Genomic DNA, 14,722 nt, shown 5'->3' with positions numbered 1-14,722 from the left:
ACCACACCCACCTCTGCCTCTGGAGTCGCTGATGCAGCAGAAAGCCGATCACCAGGTGCCCGTCCTCATCGTGGGCGGCTCTCTGGTCGGCCTGTCCATGTCCCTGTTCCTGGGCCGTCTCGGCGTGCGGCACATGCTGATCGAGCGGCACTCCGGAACCTCGGTCCACCCGCGCGGACGCGGCAACAACGTCCGGACGATGGAGCTGTTCCGGGTGGCCGGCATCGAGCCGGACATCAAGACGGCGGCCTCGCTCCTCGCGGACAATCACGGCATCCTGCAGACCCCGACCCTGGTCGGCGACGCCGGCGAGTGGCTGTTCAGGGAGATCGACCCGGGCGGTGGGCTCGCGAGGTTCAGCCCCACGGCGTGGTGCCTGTGCAGCCAGAACGACCTGGAACCGGTGCTGGTGAAGCAGGCCCGCGCCCTCGGCGGCGATCTGCGGTACTTCCACGAGCTGGAGTCCTTCGCCCAGGACTCCGAAGGAGTGACGGGGTTCGTCCGGGACCGCGACACCGACCGGCTGTACACGGTCCGCGCGGACTACCTGGTCGCGGCCGACGGCCCGCGCAGTCCCGTCCGGGGCCGGCTCGGCATCGGACAGAGCGGCCCCGGTGACCTCTTCGCCAACGTGAGCGTGACCTTCCGCTCCAAGCTGCTCGCCGAAACCGTCGGCGACCGGCGCTTCATCTGCTGCTACCTCACCGACCCTGAGGCCGACGGTGCCCTGCTGCCCGTCGACAACAAGGAGAACTGGGTCTTCCACGCCCCGTGGCATCCGGAGCACGGCGAAACGCTGGAGGAGTTCACCGAGGACCGGCTCCGGCGGCACATCCGCCGCGCCGTGGGCGTCCCCGACCTGGACGTCGAGATCACCGGCAAGGCGTCCTGGCGCGCCGCCGAACGCGTCGCCGAGAGCTACGCGGCCGACCGGGTCTTCCTCGCCGGAGACTCGGCCCACGAGATGTCACCGACCGGCGCGTTCGGCTCCAACACCGGCATCCAGGACGCCCACAACCTGGCCTGGAAGCTGGCCGCGGTCCTCGGCGGCTGGGCCGGCCCCGGACTGCTCGGGACCTACGACACCGAGCGCCGGCCCGTCGCCCTGGCCACCAGTGCCCGGGCCTCGGCCCGCTCCGTCGAGCACAGCCACCCCGGTTTCGCGCCCGCCCCCGGCGTCGGCGTCGGCAAACGCGGCGGCATCCTCAACGTCGTCCTCGGCTACCGCTACCCCGAGGGCGCGGTCCTGGGCGCCGACCCGGCCGAGCCTGTCGTACCCGAGGGGATGCGCCTGACCGGGCAGCCCGGCAGCCGGGCCCCCCACCTGTGGCTGCGCCGCACGGGCGAACGGATCTCCACGCTCGACCTCTACGAGCGTTGCCCGGTGCTGCTCAGCGACGCCGGCTCGGCCGCGGGCACGGCCTGGCACGCCGCCGCCCGCCGTGTCGCGGACGCGCGGGGCCTGCCGCTGGAGGCGTACCGGATCGGTACGGGGGCGCGGGCGGAGCTGACGTACGACGGGGAGCACGGCGACTGGGCCGCCGCGCACGGCACGACGGCGGACGGGGCGGTGCTGGTACGGCCGGACGGGTTCGTGGCCTGGCGCGCGCCCGGTGCCGCGGCGGATCCGGAGGCCGAGCTGCGGGAGGTGCTGGCGGCGGTGCTGCGGACGCGCTGACCCGCCCCCGTACCGCTACTGCCCTGCCCCGGATCCGGAGCTGTGCCTCAGATCCTTACCTCGACCGTCTTCGCGAGCCGGTCGTGCAGGCCGCGGCCGTCCCGGTCCCAGATCAGTGCCGGGACCGCCAGGCACAGCAGGAACGTGCGCAGCAGGGCGCGCAGCGGGTTGACCGTGCCGGTCCGCAGGTCGAGTACGCGAAGGCCGAAGAGGCGCTTGCCCGGGGTGAAGCCGACCGTGCCGACGGTGAGGGCGCTCAGGGCGGCGAAGACGACCAGCGCCCAGTTGCTGGTAGCGGGGCTGTAGCCGTGAGTGATAAGGCTGTATGCGATCAAGACGCACAGCCCCCAGTCGACGGCCAGCGCTCCCAGGCGCCGCCCGGGCCGGGCGATCGAGTTCGGGCCCTGCTCCGGGAGGCCGAGCTGCTCGCCCCGGTATCCGAAGTCGGCACCGGCCTCTTCCAGGGCCGCGCGGGGGCCGGAGAGCCACGATCCGATTACTCGCCTGTTGTCCACCCGTCCACGGTACTGCCCCGGAATCCGACGGGTCCCATAGGGGTGTGTCGGGGCTACGGTGGAAACGTGGCCGGTTAACTTCTGCGAAACAAACGGGTCACGCCCGAGAAATCACCCGTCCCTAGGGTCGAGACCAGCGTGTGCCACCGCACTGGCCGCACGAACGATCTACCACCCCGGCGAGGACGGTCGGGAGTAGGAGGAGCTGGATGTTCCAGAACGCCGACGAGGCCAAGAAGTTCATCGCGGACGAGGACGTCAAGTTCATCGACGTCCGCTTCTGCGACCTGCCGGGCGTCATGCAGCACTTCACGTTGCCCGCTGAGGCGTTCGACCCCGACGACGAGCAGGCCTTCGACGGATCGTCGATCCGCGGTTTCCAGGCCATTCACGAGTCGGACATGGCGCTGCGTCCCGACCTGTCCACCGCGCGCATCGACCCGTTCCGCCGGGACAAGACCCTCAACATCAACTTCTTCATCCACGACCCGATCACGGGCGAGCAGTACTCCCGTGACCCGCGCAACGTGGCGAAGAAGGCGGAGGCCTACCTGGCGTCGACCGGTATCGCGGACACCGCGTACTTCGGTCCCGAGGCGGAGTTCTACATCTTCGACTCCGTCCGCTTCGCGACCAGCGCGAACGAGTCCTTCTACCACATCGACTCCGAGGCGGGCGCCTGGAACACCGGCGCTCTGGAGAACAACCGCGGGTACAAGGTCCGCTACAAGGGCGGTTACTTCCCGGTCCCGCCGGTCGACCACTTCGCCGACCTGCGCGCCGAGATCTCCCTGGAGCTGGAGAAGTCCGGCCTTAAGGTCGAGCGCCAGCACCACGAGGTGGGCACCGCCGGTCAGGCCGAGATCAACTACAAGTTCAACACGCTGCTCGCCGCCGCCGACGACCTCCAGCTCTTCAAGTACATCGTGAAGAACGTGGCCTGGAAGAACGGCAAGACCGCGACCTTCATGCCGAAGCCGATCTTCGGCGACAACGGCTCGGGCATGCACGTGCACCAGTCGCTGTGGAGCAACGGCGACCCGCTGTTCTACGACGAGGCCGGTTACGCGGGCCTGTCGGACACCGCCCGCTACTACATCGGCGGCATCCTCAAGCACGCCCCGTCGCTGCTGGCCTTCACCAACCCGACGGTGAACTCGTACCACCGTCTGGTGCCGGGCTTCGAGGCACCGATCAACCTCGTGTACTCGCAGCGCAACCGCTCCGCCGCGATGCGGATCCCGATCACGGGTTCGAACCCGAAGGCCAAGCGCGTCGAGTTCCGCGCGCCCGACTCCTCCGGCAACCCGTACCTGGCCTTCTCGGCCCTGCTGCTCGCGGGCCTGGACGGCATCAAGAACAAGATCGAGCCCGCCGAGCCGATCGACAAGGACCTCTACGAGCTGGCTCCCGAGGAGCACGCGAACGTGGCCCAGGTCCCGACCTCCCTCGGCGCCGTCCTCGACGCCCTCGAGGCCGACCACGAGTTCCTCCTCCAGGGCGACGTGTTCACGTCCGACCTGATCGAGACGTGGATCGACTTCAAGCGCACGAACGAGATCGCCCCGATCCAGCTGCGTCCGCACCCGCACGAGTTCGAGCTGTACTTCGACGTGTGATCCGCACCGGTGGTGTGCCCCTCGACCACAGGGGGCACACCACCGGCAGTCCGCGCTGACTGCGGATCTGCCCCGTGCCGTGAGAGCGATGCCTGCGCCCTCTCACACAGCCGTGCACGGTCAGAAGGCCCCGCGTCGCTGACGGGCGGCACGCGCCATGACCACCGTGACGCCGGCAGGCTTCGCCCGCAGTGGCCAGGCCAGGAAGCGCGGGTCAGCGCGCCCGGTGTGCATTGCTTCGACGTGTGATGTCGCCCCGGGTCAGAGCGGGATTCCGCCCCCCTGGGCCGTCTGCGGGCCGTCGGCTTTTCGGCTCCGGCGGCGTCGCCCGCGGGTGAGATGCCCCGTGAGCTCGTCCCAGGGCGGTCGGCTGGGTGGAGCAGCGGCTGTCCACGAGGCAGGCTTGGTGCATGAGGTGGCTCTTGCGCTCACCCCCGCTGCCAGGAGCAGGCGTCCACAACCGAGTCCCCTTCGCGCTGATGCGGTGGGCGCCCTATCTGATCGCGCTGGCCGTGTTGGTCATCGAACTCACGCCTGCGCACTTCGTCTACACCGGCCCCTTCCTCACCGCGGTGCCGGCGCTGGCGGCAGTGACGTTGGGGCCCAGGGGCACCACCGCGGCGGCGGCCCTGGCGCTGGCGATCAGTGTGACCACCGCGACCTACAACGGGGCATGGGGCACGCTGCAGGTCTACAGCAACTTCCTGGCTCTGGCCTTGGTCTCCGCGGCTGGTTTCCTCACCAGCCGCACTATGCAGGAGCGCAGGCAGAGAGAGCTCGACCAGGTCCGCCGCATCGCCGTGGCGGCCCAGGAGGTCGTGCTGCGGCCCGTGCCCACGCTCCTGGGCCCGCTGCGGGCCGACAGCCTGTGCCTCGCGGCCGGGACCGGGGCACGGGTGGGCGGGGACCTGTACGAGGCGGTGCAGACGCGGTACGGCGTCCGGATGATCGTCGGGGACGTCCGGGGCAAGGGACTGTCCGCGGTGCGAGCCGTCGCGGTGGCCCTGGGGGCGTTCCGGGAGGCCGTGCACTACGAGAGGGACCTGCTGGAGGTCATGAACCGCTGCACGGCCGCACTGCAACGGGAAGTCGCCGTCCCGGGTGCGTTCGGTCCGGAGGTTCTGCTGGAAGGGTTCACCACGGCGCTCATCGCGCAGGTGCCGGACGAACCCGTGGTGCAGTTGGTCAACCGTGGACATCCACCGCCGATGCTGCTGCGCCAGGGCAGGGCCGTACCACTCGTGCCGAGCTTGCCGTCGCCGCCTCTCGGCCTCGAGGACCTCATCGCCGATCCCCCCGAGAAGCCGGAGAGCTACGCGTTCGCCCCCGGTGACCGCCTGCTGCTGTACACCGACGGTGTGATCGAGGCCCGCAACCCCGACAACGAATTCTTCGCTCTGCCGGAGACCATGGAGAGGATAGGCGCCGGTCCCAGCCCGCGGGAGTTCCTGGAGCAACTGCACCAGGCGTTGAGCCGTCACACCGGCGGCGACCTGGCGGACGATGTGGCGATGATCCTGGCTGACCGGTTCGACGGCCTGTCCGAACCGCCTTCCGGCGGGGCCGGCATGCGGTGACCGTCCTGGCCGGCTGGGGAACCGCGGCTCACAGGGAGGCCTGCAACGACCGTCGCACCGAGGCCCCGCTGTCGGCGAGGTGCGTTTCGGATGCGCGTGCAACCATTGCCGCCTCCCAGGCTTCCTACTGTCGGAAGGACCATCGTTCCGGACTCTGTCGGACGAAAGAGGTTTGCACGGGGATGACTGGACAGGACGACTGGCAGCGGGAGTTCGACCACAGGTGGGCGGACGCGGCCGAGTACAAGGAGCCCTCGGCGCGGGCCCGGATGCTCGCCGCCCGCTGGAAGGAGAACCCGCCGGACCCGGCGCCGTTCCGCCCCGACCCCGAACCGGTGGGGCCGCGCCGGTCCTCGTGGGTGTCCACGGCCATCGTGCTGGGCTGTGTCGCCGCGATGATCGTCCTGCTCGGCTACGCGCAACTGCGCACCTACTGAGGAGGCCGTGGTGCGGGAGGGGATCAGCGCCGCGCGGTGGCTCGTGGAGGGCGGCGCACTGGCGGACGTCGTCGGCACGGGTGGTCCGGCCGCCTGGCTGGAGTTCGACGAGGGGGTGCGGGAGGACCAGTGGTACCTCCCGCCGGACGTCGTCCCGGTCTGGGAGGCGACCGACGGCGGCCGTGCGCTGATCGCCGCCCTGCGTGCCGGCGGCCCGCTCACCGACCCCCACCTCGCCCTCGCCCTGTGCCACCGCGACGGCCGGATCCGGCACCGGGCGCTGGGACGGGCCGCCGGGCGCCCGGAGCTGCTCCCGCTGGTCGTGCTGCGCTGTGCGGACTGGGCTCCGCCGGTGCGGGAGCGGGCCCGCGAGCTGCTGGCGCGGGAGCTGGACGATGCGGCGGCCGTACGGCTGGCCCCGCTGGTGCTGCGGATCGGGCGGCGCGGGCGCGGGGACTTCGCGGCCGGGCTGCTGCGCGACCTGCTGGACCGGGCGGACAAGGAGCGCCTCGCGCCGCTGCTGGCCGCCGCCGACCGGGCCGTACGACGGTTCGCGTACGGCCTCGCCGTCCAGCGGGGTCTGCTGTCCCCCGGCGAGCTGGCCCGCGCCGCCGCCCGGGAGGACGACATCGTGGTGCGGAACCTGTGCGCGGACGCGGCGTCGGCCGGCGCCGGTGAGCAGGACGCCGAAGAGGTGCTGGAGGCGCTGCTCGGCGCCCGCAACCCCCAGGCCCGGTCCGCCGGGGTCACCGCGCTGCGGCGGCTGGGGCGGCACGAGCGGGCGACGGGGTTCCTCGCGGACCGGTCGGCGCTGGTGCGGGCCTGCGCGCGCTATGTCGTACGGCAGCACGGGACCGACCCGCTCCCCTGGTACCGGCAGCGGTGCGCCGACCCGGCCGACCCGGGGCTGCCTCCCGGTGCCGCCCTCGGGCTGGCCGAGTGCGGGCAGCGCCTCGACGCCGGGCTGCTGTGGCCGCTGCTGGACCATCCGGTGGCGGGCGTACGGGCCCGGGCGGTGGCCGGGCTGCGGCTGCTGGACGTGACGGACGTACCGCGGATGCGGCGGATGCTGGACGACCCCGCACCCGGGGTCGTCCGCGAGGCGACCCTCGCGCTGCTGCCCTCGGCCCGGCTGCTGCCGGAGCAGTGGCTGACCGAGCGGCTGGGCGCCGGGCGGCCGAGGTGGGTGCGGGTGTCGGCGTACCGGCTGCTGGACGCCCACGGCGGGGCCGTACGGCTGCGGGCGGCCATGGCGCTGCTCGACGATCCGGACGAGCGGCTGCGGGCACGGGCGGAACAGACCGTGCGGCGCGTGCGACAGCCCGGCTGACCGGCAGAAAGGCCGGCGAGGCTTCTCCGGCCCCAGGGGCAAGGCTTTGCGGGCCCTGGGCGCGAAAGCAACCGCGTCATGGAGGCCGCCGGGAGTGGGCAGGTGCACACTGGACACCGGGACGAGTGCCTGACTGCGGGGTGATGCAGATGCAGAGCCGCTTCCGGAGCGACCGGCGACTGACCGCACGCATGGGGGTCACGCTGTTCCTGCTCGGGTTGCTGTACGTGGGATTCGTCGCCGCGTTGATCGTGCTGCTGAAGTCCTGGGTCCTGGTCGCCGTGATCGCGGCGGCGATGCTCGCGGCCCAGTACTGGTTCTCCGACCGGGTCGCGCTGTACGCGATGCACGGCCGGGTCGTGGAGCGGGAGGAGTATCCCGAGCTGCACGGGGTGGTCGACCGGCTGTGCGCCCAGGCCGACATGCCGAAGCCGGTCGTCGCCGTGTCAAGCATGGACATGCCGAACGCGTTCGCCACCGGCCGCAACCCCGATCACGCCGTGGTCTGCGTGACCACCGGCCTGCTGCGCCGGCTGGAACCCGCCGAGCTGGAGGGCGTGCTCGCGCACGAGCTGTCGCACGTCGCGCACAAGGACGTCGCCGTGATCACCGTGGCGTCCTTCCTCGGGGTGATCGCCGGCCTGATGGTGCGCTTCGCCTTCTACTCGCAGCTGTTCCGGGGCCGCAAGGACCAGAACACGATGGCGGTGTTCGCCGCCGTGATGGGCGTCTCGGCCGCCGTGTACGCGATCAGCTTCCTGCTGATCCGGGCGCTGTCCCGGTACCGGGAGCTGGCCGCCGACCGGGCCGCCGCCCAGCTGACCGGCCGGCCCTCGGCGCTGGCGTCGGCGCTCACCAAGGTCTGCGGGGACATCGCCCGGATCCCGATGAAGGACCTGCGTACGGCACAGGCGTTCAACGCCTTCTACTTCACCCCGGCCCTGGGCTCCGGAGCCGCTTTCTCCCGGCTGCTGTCCACCCACCCCAGTCTCGAGCAGCGGCTCGACCAACTGGGCCGCATCTCCACCGAGCTGGGCGAGGCGGCGGCGCCCGGAAAGGCGGGCTGAGCATGGGTCTGCTGGACATCCTGCTCGGCCGCACGAAGCCCGTCGCCCCCGACCTCGACCAGCTGTTCGCGCTGCCGTCGGCGGCCGTGACGCTCGAGGCGGCGGCCGGGTTCACGCCGACCGGCGACGGGGCGGTGTGCTTCGCCACGGTGGAGGGCGCGGCCTTCGAGCAGACCTACCGGGAGGTCCGGGCGCTCCTGGACGCGGACGCCGAGCGCAAGGGGCCTGGGGTGGAGATCCGGCAGGACGAGTACGGCTACTCCTGGCTGGTCTCCCGGCGCGGCCCCGACCAGTTGCCCGAGCTGGTCAACGACCTGCATGCGGTGAACAGCTCCCTGGAGGCCAGCGGATTCGGCCCGCAGCTGCTGTGCTCCCTGGCCGTGTTCGCGGGCGAGGGCGGCCGGAAGCTGGCCCTGGTCTACCTCTACAAGCGGGGCAGCTTCTACCCCTTCGCCCCGCTGCCCGGCGGCGGCGAACGCCGGGACGGCGCCCTGGAGCTCGAGGTCAAGGTGATGCTGGCGAGCGACCTGCGGATCGAGCCGGACCTCGGCCGCTGGTTCCCGGTATGGGGGGCGCCCGGCCTGTGACCCCCGGCCTGTGACCCGGGCCCGTCCCTCCCCCTCCTCCGGGCCCCTGCCGTGAGTGAATGCCCCTTATGGGCGAACTCACTGATTTCTCCTACGCGTACGACGGCGAACGGCTCAGCGGTGTGTCCGCCGGGCAGCCCGGCCGGGCCACGGTGATCCTGCTGCACGGCGCCGGGAACGGCAGCAAGGAGCGGCTCCTGCCGCTGCTCGCGGAGTTCACCGAGCACGGCTGCCACGCCCTGGCGTTCGACTTCTCGGGGCACGGGGACAGCTCCGGGGCACTCGCGGAGTTGAGCCTGCGGCGCAGGTTCGAGCAGTCGGTGGCGGTGCTCGACGCCTACGCCCCGGCGGGCGACCCGCTGGTGCTGGTCGGCTTCAGCATGAGCGGCCAGACCGTCGCGGATCTCATGCGGCACTACGGCCGCCGGGTGGCGGCGGTGGGCCTGTGCGCGCCCGCCGTCTACGCGCCGGAGGCCTGGGACGTGCCGTTCGGCGACGGCCGGGGCAGGTTCAGCGAGATCATCCGCACGCCGGACGGCTGGCGCACCTCTGTGGCCCTGGAGACACTGCGGACCTACGGAGGCCGGGCGGTGCTGGCGGTACCGGGCGCCGACACGGTCATCCCGCCGGCCGTGACGGAGGCCGTACACGAGGCGCTGTCGGCACGTGCCCAGTTCACCCGGCTCGAACTCCCGGACGCCGAGCACAGGTTGGGACTGTGGTACCGGGATCACGCAGAGGACCGGCAGGAGCTCGCGAGCGTGCTGCTGAAGGGGCTGGACGGGGAGGGCTGAGCCGCGCTGCCCGTGCCGGTGCCGTCGGGGGCGGTGGCTCCGGGGGCGTGCCGCGACCGCGTCGGGTCGATTGTCAGTGGCATCGGCGACCATACGGACAGGAGATCGTCACCCACGGTCCACGGGGAGGCCGGTATGGATGAGGCACGACGGCGGCACATCGGCACGGCCGAGCGGCGGGCCAGACTGGCCCTGCGGCACCGTCTGGCGGACCCGGCGCGCGCGGCGGGCCCCGAGGAGGTCGCCGCCTCCCTGGTGGCCCTGCACGGCACGGACCCGGCGTCGGTGTACCTGGCGGTGGCCGCGCGGCTCACCGACCCGGCGAAGGCGGTGCCCCAGACGGAGCGCGCGCTGTACGAGGACCGCGCACTGGTCCGCATGCACGGCATGCGGCACACGGTGTTCGTGTTCCCGGCCGAGCTGACGGCCGTCGTCCACGCCTCGACGGGCCTGACCGTGGCCGCCCGTGAACGCGCGCACCTCCTCAAGGACATGGCGAAGGCGGGCGCCCCGGACGCGGCCTGGCTGGCGGAGGTCGAGGCGTCCGCGCTGGCCGCGCTGGCCCGGCGCGGCGAGGCGACGGCGGCGGAGCTGACGCAGGACGAGCCGCGTCTGCGCGAGCAGTTCGTGTACGCGGCCGGGAAGAGCTACGAGGGCGTGCACACGGTCTCCTCCCGCCTGCTGCGCGTGCTCGGCGTCGAGGGCAAGGTGGTTCGCGGCCGGCCGCTCGGCTCCTGGACGTCCAGCCAGTTCCGCTGGGCACCGGCCCCCGAGCACCCGGAGCTGGACCCGGCCGACGCGCAGGCCGACCTGCTGCGCCGCTGGCTCAGGGCCTGCGGCCCGGCGACGGAGGCGGACCTGAAGTGGTGGACGGGCTGGCGGGTGACGGAGGTCCGCCGCGCCCTTGACGCGGTCGGCGCGCGGCAGGTGACGGTGGACGAAGGCCCGGCGTACGTCGCCGACGGTGACACGGACCCGGTGGCCGCCCCCGAGGAGCCCTGGGCGGCCCTGCTCCCCGCCCTCGATCCGACGGCCATGGCCTGGCAGCAGCGCGACTGGTTTCTGGCCCCCGAACTGCGCCCCCTGCTCTTCGACCGCAGCGGCAACGTGGGCCCGACGGTGTGGTGGAACGGCCGGGTGGTGGGCGGCTGGGCCCAGCGCCCGGACGGTGAGATCGTCTGGCGCGTCCCGGAACCGGGGGTGCGCCGGGAGGCCGAGGATGCGGTCGGGGCGGAGGCGGAGAGACTGCGCGGCTGGCTGGGTCCGACACGGGTCACACCGCGCTTCCGGACGCCGCTGGAGCGGGAGCTGTCCGCCTGAGAGTCCGCGTGGGGGTGGCTTGAGGGCTTGAGGGCTTGAGGCCTTGAGGGCTTGAGGGTCTGAGAACGGTGCCGGGCACCCCGGAAGTCCGGGGGCACCCGGCACCGCACCTCACCGGCTCACCGGCTCACCGGGAGTAACGCATCAGTGCCCGGACCATGTGGCACGTCGTGTCGGACGGCGGGTGGATGCCGATCCGCTCCGCCGTGCTGCGTATCGTCTCGTTGCGGGCCTGGTCGGGCAGGTAGACCCCGGAGTCCAGCAGGGCGATGGCCAGGCGCATGGCCTTGAGCCGGCGGTTGTGGGTGACGTACCACTCGCGCGGTCGCCCGGCCGGCAGCGGCGGCTTCGTCACGGGCTGGTAGGGCGAGTCGAACAGCACGGAACGCTTGGCGGTGGACTGGGTCGGCAACGGCTTCGGCTTCAGTGCGGCAGCGGGCACGGGCATCCTCCTGTCGCGGTCAGGGCACTCCCCCGGGGTTCCGGCGGCTCCCTCGAACACTGCTCCCAGTTTACTGGCCGGCACTGACAATCGGAGGTCTGCGAGCGAGGGCAACTTCCCTGCTGAGCAGGGAAATTGTTGCCCTGTCACAGCAGGTCGAGGTGGTGCTGCCGGGACGGCTGAAATTCGAACAGAAGCGATCGGGCCGTGGACGCGCGTACCGTGACCCCCATGGAAATCTGGATCAACCCGGCCTGCTCCAAGTGCCGTAGCGCCATCAGCCTGCTCGACGCCGAGGGGGCCGAGTACACCGTCCGCCGGTATCTGGAGGACGTACCGAGCGAGGACGAGATCAGGGCCGTGCTGGAGCGGCTGCGGCTCGAACCGTGGGACATCACCCGGACCCAGGAGGCGGACGCCAAGGAGCTGGGGCTGAAGGACTGGGCGCGCGACGAGGCGTCCCGCGGCCGGTGGATCCGCGCTCTCGCCGAGCACCCCAAGCTGATCCAGCGGCCGATCATCACGGCCGACGACGGTACGGCCGTCGTCGCCCGCAGCGAGGACGCCGTACAGGAGGCGCTGTCCCGCACCAAGATGTGACGCAGGTTACTTCGGTGGCTCCGGTAACCCCTGAGTAACCTCGTCCGGCGTCCCGTACCTAGCGACGTACGCTCCCCTACCTCTTCAGGAGGCGCGCATGTCGCGCAGGAGAACCCTCGGTACGAAGAAGAAGCTCGCGCTGCTCGTCAGCGCCGCGGCGGTGGCGGGCGGCGGGGCCTTCGTGCTGGCGTCCACGTCGAATGCCGCACCGGGTCCGCGCAACGCCAGGACGCTGTCCGCCGCGGACTCGGCGGTCTGCCAGGGGCTGGCCACGGCCCTCGGCAACAACGAGAAGTTCATCGAGGGCCAGAAGGCGGCCCCGGACGCACAGTCGGCGGCCCGGATCGCCAACCGGCAGGCGGTCGTCGAGCAGATCGAGGTCCAGCAGAAGGCGGCCGGGTGCACCGTCGGCGAGTCGGCCCAGGGCTCCCGGGCGGGACAGGGCAGCGCCGGGCAGCAGGGCGGCACCGCCCGGCAGACCGGCGGCGGGCAGCAGGTGTGTCAGGGCTCCACCGTCACGCTCTCCGGCGAAGGCGGTGCTCCGGCCGCGTCCAGCGACCGGTTCCCGGCGGGCACGACGCTGAGGGTCACCAACCTGGACAACGACAAGTCCACGACGGTGAAGGTCACGTCCGTCTCCGGGAGCTGCGTACTGCTCGACAACGCCGCCTTCGAGCAGGTCCGGGAGCCGGGCAAGTTCCTGATCCGGCACGCGCTGATCGAGAAGGTGGGCTGAGGGTGGCGTGAGGGAGGACCGAGTCCGCCGGCGGGCTCGTCCTCCCCCGCGGATCTCTCGTATACGAACCGACCGGGAGAAAGACCACGTAACACGGGGTTCACATTCGGGCAACGGACGGGAAATCGCCTGTTGACAGGGTGGCGGGCAGATCGAGCGGCGCCCCAGTGCCGCAGCGCCGCAAGCGCCCCAGTGCGCCCTACCACCCCCGAAGGATGTGGCCCCGTGACCTTCAAGGCTGAGTACATCTGGATCGACGGCACCGCGCCGACAGCCAAGCTGCGTTCCAAGACGAAGATCATCGCGGGCGCTCCGGCCGGTCTCGACGCGCTGCCGATCTGGGGCTTCGACGGGTCCTCCACCAACCAGGCCGAGGGGCACTCCTCGGACCGCGTACTCAAGCCGGTCTTCGTCTGCCCGGACCCGATCCGCGGCGGCGACGACATCCTGGTGCTGTGCGAGGTCCTCGACATCGACATGACCCCGCACCGGTCCAACACGCGTGCCGCGCTGGCCGAGGTCGCCGAGCGGTTCGCCGCGCAGGAGCCGATCTTCGGCATCGAGCAGGAGTACACCTTCTTCGACGGTACCCGCCCGCTCGGCTTCCCCGAGGGCGGCTTCCCGGCCCCGCAGGGCGGCTACTACTGCGGTGTCGGCGCCGACGAGATCTTCGGCCGTGACGTCGTCGAGGCGCACCTGGAGAACTGCCTGAAGGCGGGCCTCGGCATCTCCGGCATCAACGCCGAGGTCATGCCCGGCCAGTGGGAGTTCCAGGTCGGCCCGCTGGCCCCGCTGGAGGTCTCCGACCAGCTGTGGGTGGCCCGCTGGCTGCTGTACCGCACCGCCGAGGACTTCGGCGTCTCCGCGACCCTCGACCCCAAGCCGGTCAAGGGCGACTGGAACGGCGCCGGCGCGCACACCAACTTCTCCACCAAGGCGATGCGCGAGGGCTACGACGCCATCATCACCGCCTGCGAGTCGCTCGGCGAGGGCTCCAAGCCGCTGGACCACGTCAAGAACTACGGCGCCGGCATCGACGAGCGCCTGACGGGTCTGCACGAGACCGCCCCGTGGGACAAGTACTCCTACGGCGTCTCCGACCGCGGTGCCTCGGTCCGTATCCCGTGGCAGGTCGAGAAGGACGGCAAGGGCTACATCGAGGACCGCCGCCCGAACGCCAACGTCGACCCGTACGTGGTGACCCGCCTGCTGGTGGACACCTGCTGCGCCGCGCTGGAGAAGGCCGGCCAGGTCTGATCGGTCCCGTTGCGACCAGGGGCGCCCGCGATCACGCGGGCGCCCCTGCGCCGTTTCGGCGCACTGTCACGGAGCCTTGGAGTCGAGTTCCCTGCGGGCCTCGGCCACCCAGCGCAGCACGCCGTGGGCATCGGCGGTTTCGGCCAGTTCTGCCGCCTCCTCGAGGAGCGACACCGCGTCGTCGTGCCGCTCCTGCTGTGCGGCGAGGTGGGCCAGCCCGATCAGGTTCGCCGCCACTCCGGGCAGGAACCCCAGCTGCCGGCGCAGCCGGGTCGACTCCTCGAAGTGCCTGCGGGCCTCGTCCAGCCGTCCGGCCATGTGCTCGGCGAACCCGAGGTGCCTCAGGACGTAGGACACCGTCAGCCGGTCCCCCGCGTCGGTGGCCAGGTCGAGAGCGCGTTCGAAGGCGGGCAATGCGGTTTCCGTGTCGTCCCGGACCACCTGGTGGAAGGTTCCCACCCAGAACACCGCCTCGCCCTCGCCACGGACGTCACCGAGCTTCCGGTACAGCTCTGCCGCCCGCTCGAACAGCTCCAGCTCCCCCGCGTCCTCGACCCGCTCGTCCAGGAATCGGGCGTGGACCACCCGACCCCGGGCCAGGGCGAGGTCCGCCTCGGCGGCGTCGAGGCCGCGATCGGCTGCCGCCAGCGCACCGGCGTCACCGCCGAAGACAGCGCGCTCGTAGAGGAGTCCGGCCTGCTCGATTCGCACATCCATGGTCATGCGGTGATCGTATTGACCGAAGTGGCCCAGGAGTCACGCG

15 protein-coding genes are annotated in these 14,722 nt (G+C 71.8%); 12 read left to right on the top strand and 3 right to left on the bottom strand.

Translation table 11 applies throughout. From position 1 onward, the window contains the following. Positions 1-31: 31 nt before the first annotated feature. A complete protein-coding gene (locus tag K7G59_RS06425; protein WP_225830988.1) occupies positions 32-1,678 on the top strand; it encodes an FAD-dependent monooxygenase in 1,647 nt (548 codons plus the stop codon). A 47-nt stretch (positions 1,679-1,725) separates the two neighbouring features. Here K7G59_RS06425 and K7G59_RS06420 read toward each other — a convergent pair whose 3' ends face one another. Then, the gene (locus K7G59_RS06420; RefSeq protein WP_225830986.1) at positions 1,726-2,193 is read right to left on the bottom strand and encodes an RDD family protein; all 468 of its coding nucleotides are present in this window, start codon (positions 2,191-2,193) and stop codon (positions 1,726-1,728) included. A gap of 209 nt (positions 2,194-2,402) precedes the next feature. Here K7G59_RS06420 and glnA point away from each other — a divergent pair, with 209 nt between their 5' ends. The 8 genes from glnA (at position 2,403) to K7G59_RS06380 (ending at position 10,924) form a co-directional block, all read left to right on the top strand. Further along, complete coding sequence (gene glnA / locus K7G59_RS06415; protein ID WP_225830984.1) at positions 2,403-3,812, top strand: type I glutamate--ammonia ligase; 1,410 nt, start codon at positions 2,403-2,405, stop codon at positions 3,810-3,812. Positions 3,813-4,222: 410 nt separating this feature from the next. After that, the gene (locus K7G59_RS06410; RefSeq protein WP_225830983.1) at positions 4,223-5,389 is read left to right on the top strand and encodes a PP2C family protein-serine/threonine phosphatase; all 1,167 of its coding nucleotides are present in this window, start codon (positions 4,223-4,225) and stop codon (positions 5,387-5,389) included. 182 nt (positions 5,390-5,571) lie between these two features. Beyond that, positions 5,572-5,826 carry a hypothetical protein gene (locus K7G59_RS06405; protein WP_225830981.1) on the top strand — a complete coding sequence of 85 codons (255 nt, stop codon included), beginning with the start codon at positions 5,572-5,574 and terminating at the stop codon, positions 5,824-5,826. A 10-nt stretch (positions 5,827-5,836) separates the two neighbouring features. Continuing rightward, positions 5,837-7,156, top strand: coding sequence for a hypothetical protein (locus K7G59_RS06400; protein WP_225830979.1), 1,320 nt, complete (start codon positions 5,837-5,839; stop codon positions 7,154-7,156). A gap of 149 nt (positions 7,157-7,305) precedes the next feature. Further along, positions 7,306-8,223 carry a zinc metalloprotease HtpX gene (gene htpX / locus K7G59_RS06395; RefSeq protein ID WP_225830977.1) on the top strand — a complete coding sequence of 306 codons (918 nt, stop codon included), beginning with the start codon at positions 7,306-7,308 and terminating at the stop codon, positions 8,221-8,223. A gap of 2 nt (positions 8,224-8,225) precedes the next feature. After that, on the top strand, positions 8,226-8,810 hold the full coding sequence (locus K7G59_RS06390) for a hypothetical protein (protein WP_225830976.1): 585 nt from the start codon (positions 8,226-8,228) through the stop codon (positions 8,808-8,810). Between the two features lie 68 nt (positions 8,811-8,878). Continuing rightward, positions 8,879-9,604: an alpha/beta hydrolase gene (locus K7G59_RS06385; protein WP_225830974.1), complete on the top strand. Its 726-nt coding sequence runs from the start codon at positions 8,879-8,881 to the stop codon at positions 9,602-9,604. A 135-nt stretch (positions 9,605-9,739) separates the two neighbouring features. After that, positions 9,740-10,924 (top strand): winged helix DNA-binding domain-containing protein, encoded by a 1,185-nt coding sequence (locus tag K7G59_RS06380; RefSeq protein ID WP_225830972.1) that lies wholly within the window; start codon positions 9,740-9,742, stop codon positions 10,922-10,924. Positions 10,925-11,051: 127 nt separating this feature from the next. On the opposite strand, the gene K7G59_RS06375 is transcribed toward K7G59_RS06380, so the two are convergent. Beyond that, positions 11,052-11,366: a hypothetical protein gene (locus K7G59_RS06375; RefSeq protein WP_225830970.1), complete on the bottom strand. Its 315-nt coding sequence runs from the start codon at positions 11,364-11,366 to the stop codon at positions 11,052-11,054. Between the two features lie 231 nt (positions 11,367-11,597). Here K7G59_RS06375 and K7G59_RS06370 point away from each other — a divergent pair, with 231 nt between their 5' ends. The 3 genes from K7G59_RS06370 (at position 11,598) to glnII (ending at position 13,959) form a co-directional block, all read left to right on the top strand. Beyond that, positions 11,598-11,966 carry an arsenate reductase family protein gene (locus K7G59_RS06370; RefSeq protein WP_225830968.1) on the top strand — a complete coding sequence of 123 codons (369 nt, stop codon included), beginning with the start codon at positions 11,598-11,600 and terminating at the stop codon, positions 11,964-11,966. Between the two features lie 97 nt (positions 11,967-12,063). After that, the gene (locus tag K7G59_RS06365) at positions 12,064-12,702 is read left to right on the top strand and encodes a septal ring lytic transglycosylase RlpA family protein (RefSeq protein WP_225830966.1); all 639 of its coding nucleotides are present in this window, start codon (positions 12,064-12,066) and stop codon (positions 12,700-12,702) included. Between the two features lie 225 nt (positions 12,703-12,927). Further along, positions 12,928-13,959 (top strand): glutamine synthetase, encoded by a 1,032-nt coding sequence (gene glnII / locus K7G59_RS06360; RefSeq protein WP_225830964.1) that lies wholly within the window; start codon positions 12,928-12,930, stop codon positions 13,957-13,959. Between the two features lie 66 nt (positions 13,960-14,025). Here glnII and K7G59_RS06355 read toward each other — a convergent pair whose 3' ends face one another. Next, positions 14,026-14,682 (bottom strand): tetratricopeptide repeat protein, encoded by a 657-nt coding sequence (locus K7G59_RS06355; RefSeq protein ID WP_225830962.1) that lies wholly within the window; start codon positions 14,680-14,682, stop codon positions 14,026-14,028. Positions 14,683-14,722: the final 40 nt, after the last annotated feature.

The organism is Streptomyces sp. NK08204, from assembly GCF_020400585.1.
Classification (GTDB): Bacteria; Actinomycetota; Actinomycetes; order Streptomycetales; family Streptomycetaceae; genus Streptomyces.
The sequence above is the reverse complement of the archived record's forward strand: the minus strand, read 5'-3'. Positions and strand labels throughout refer to the sequence as shown.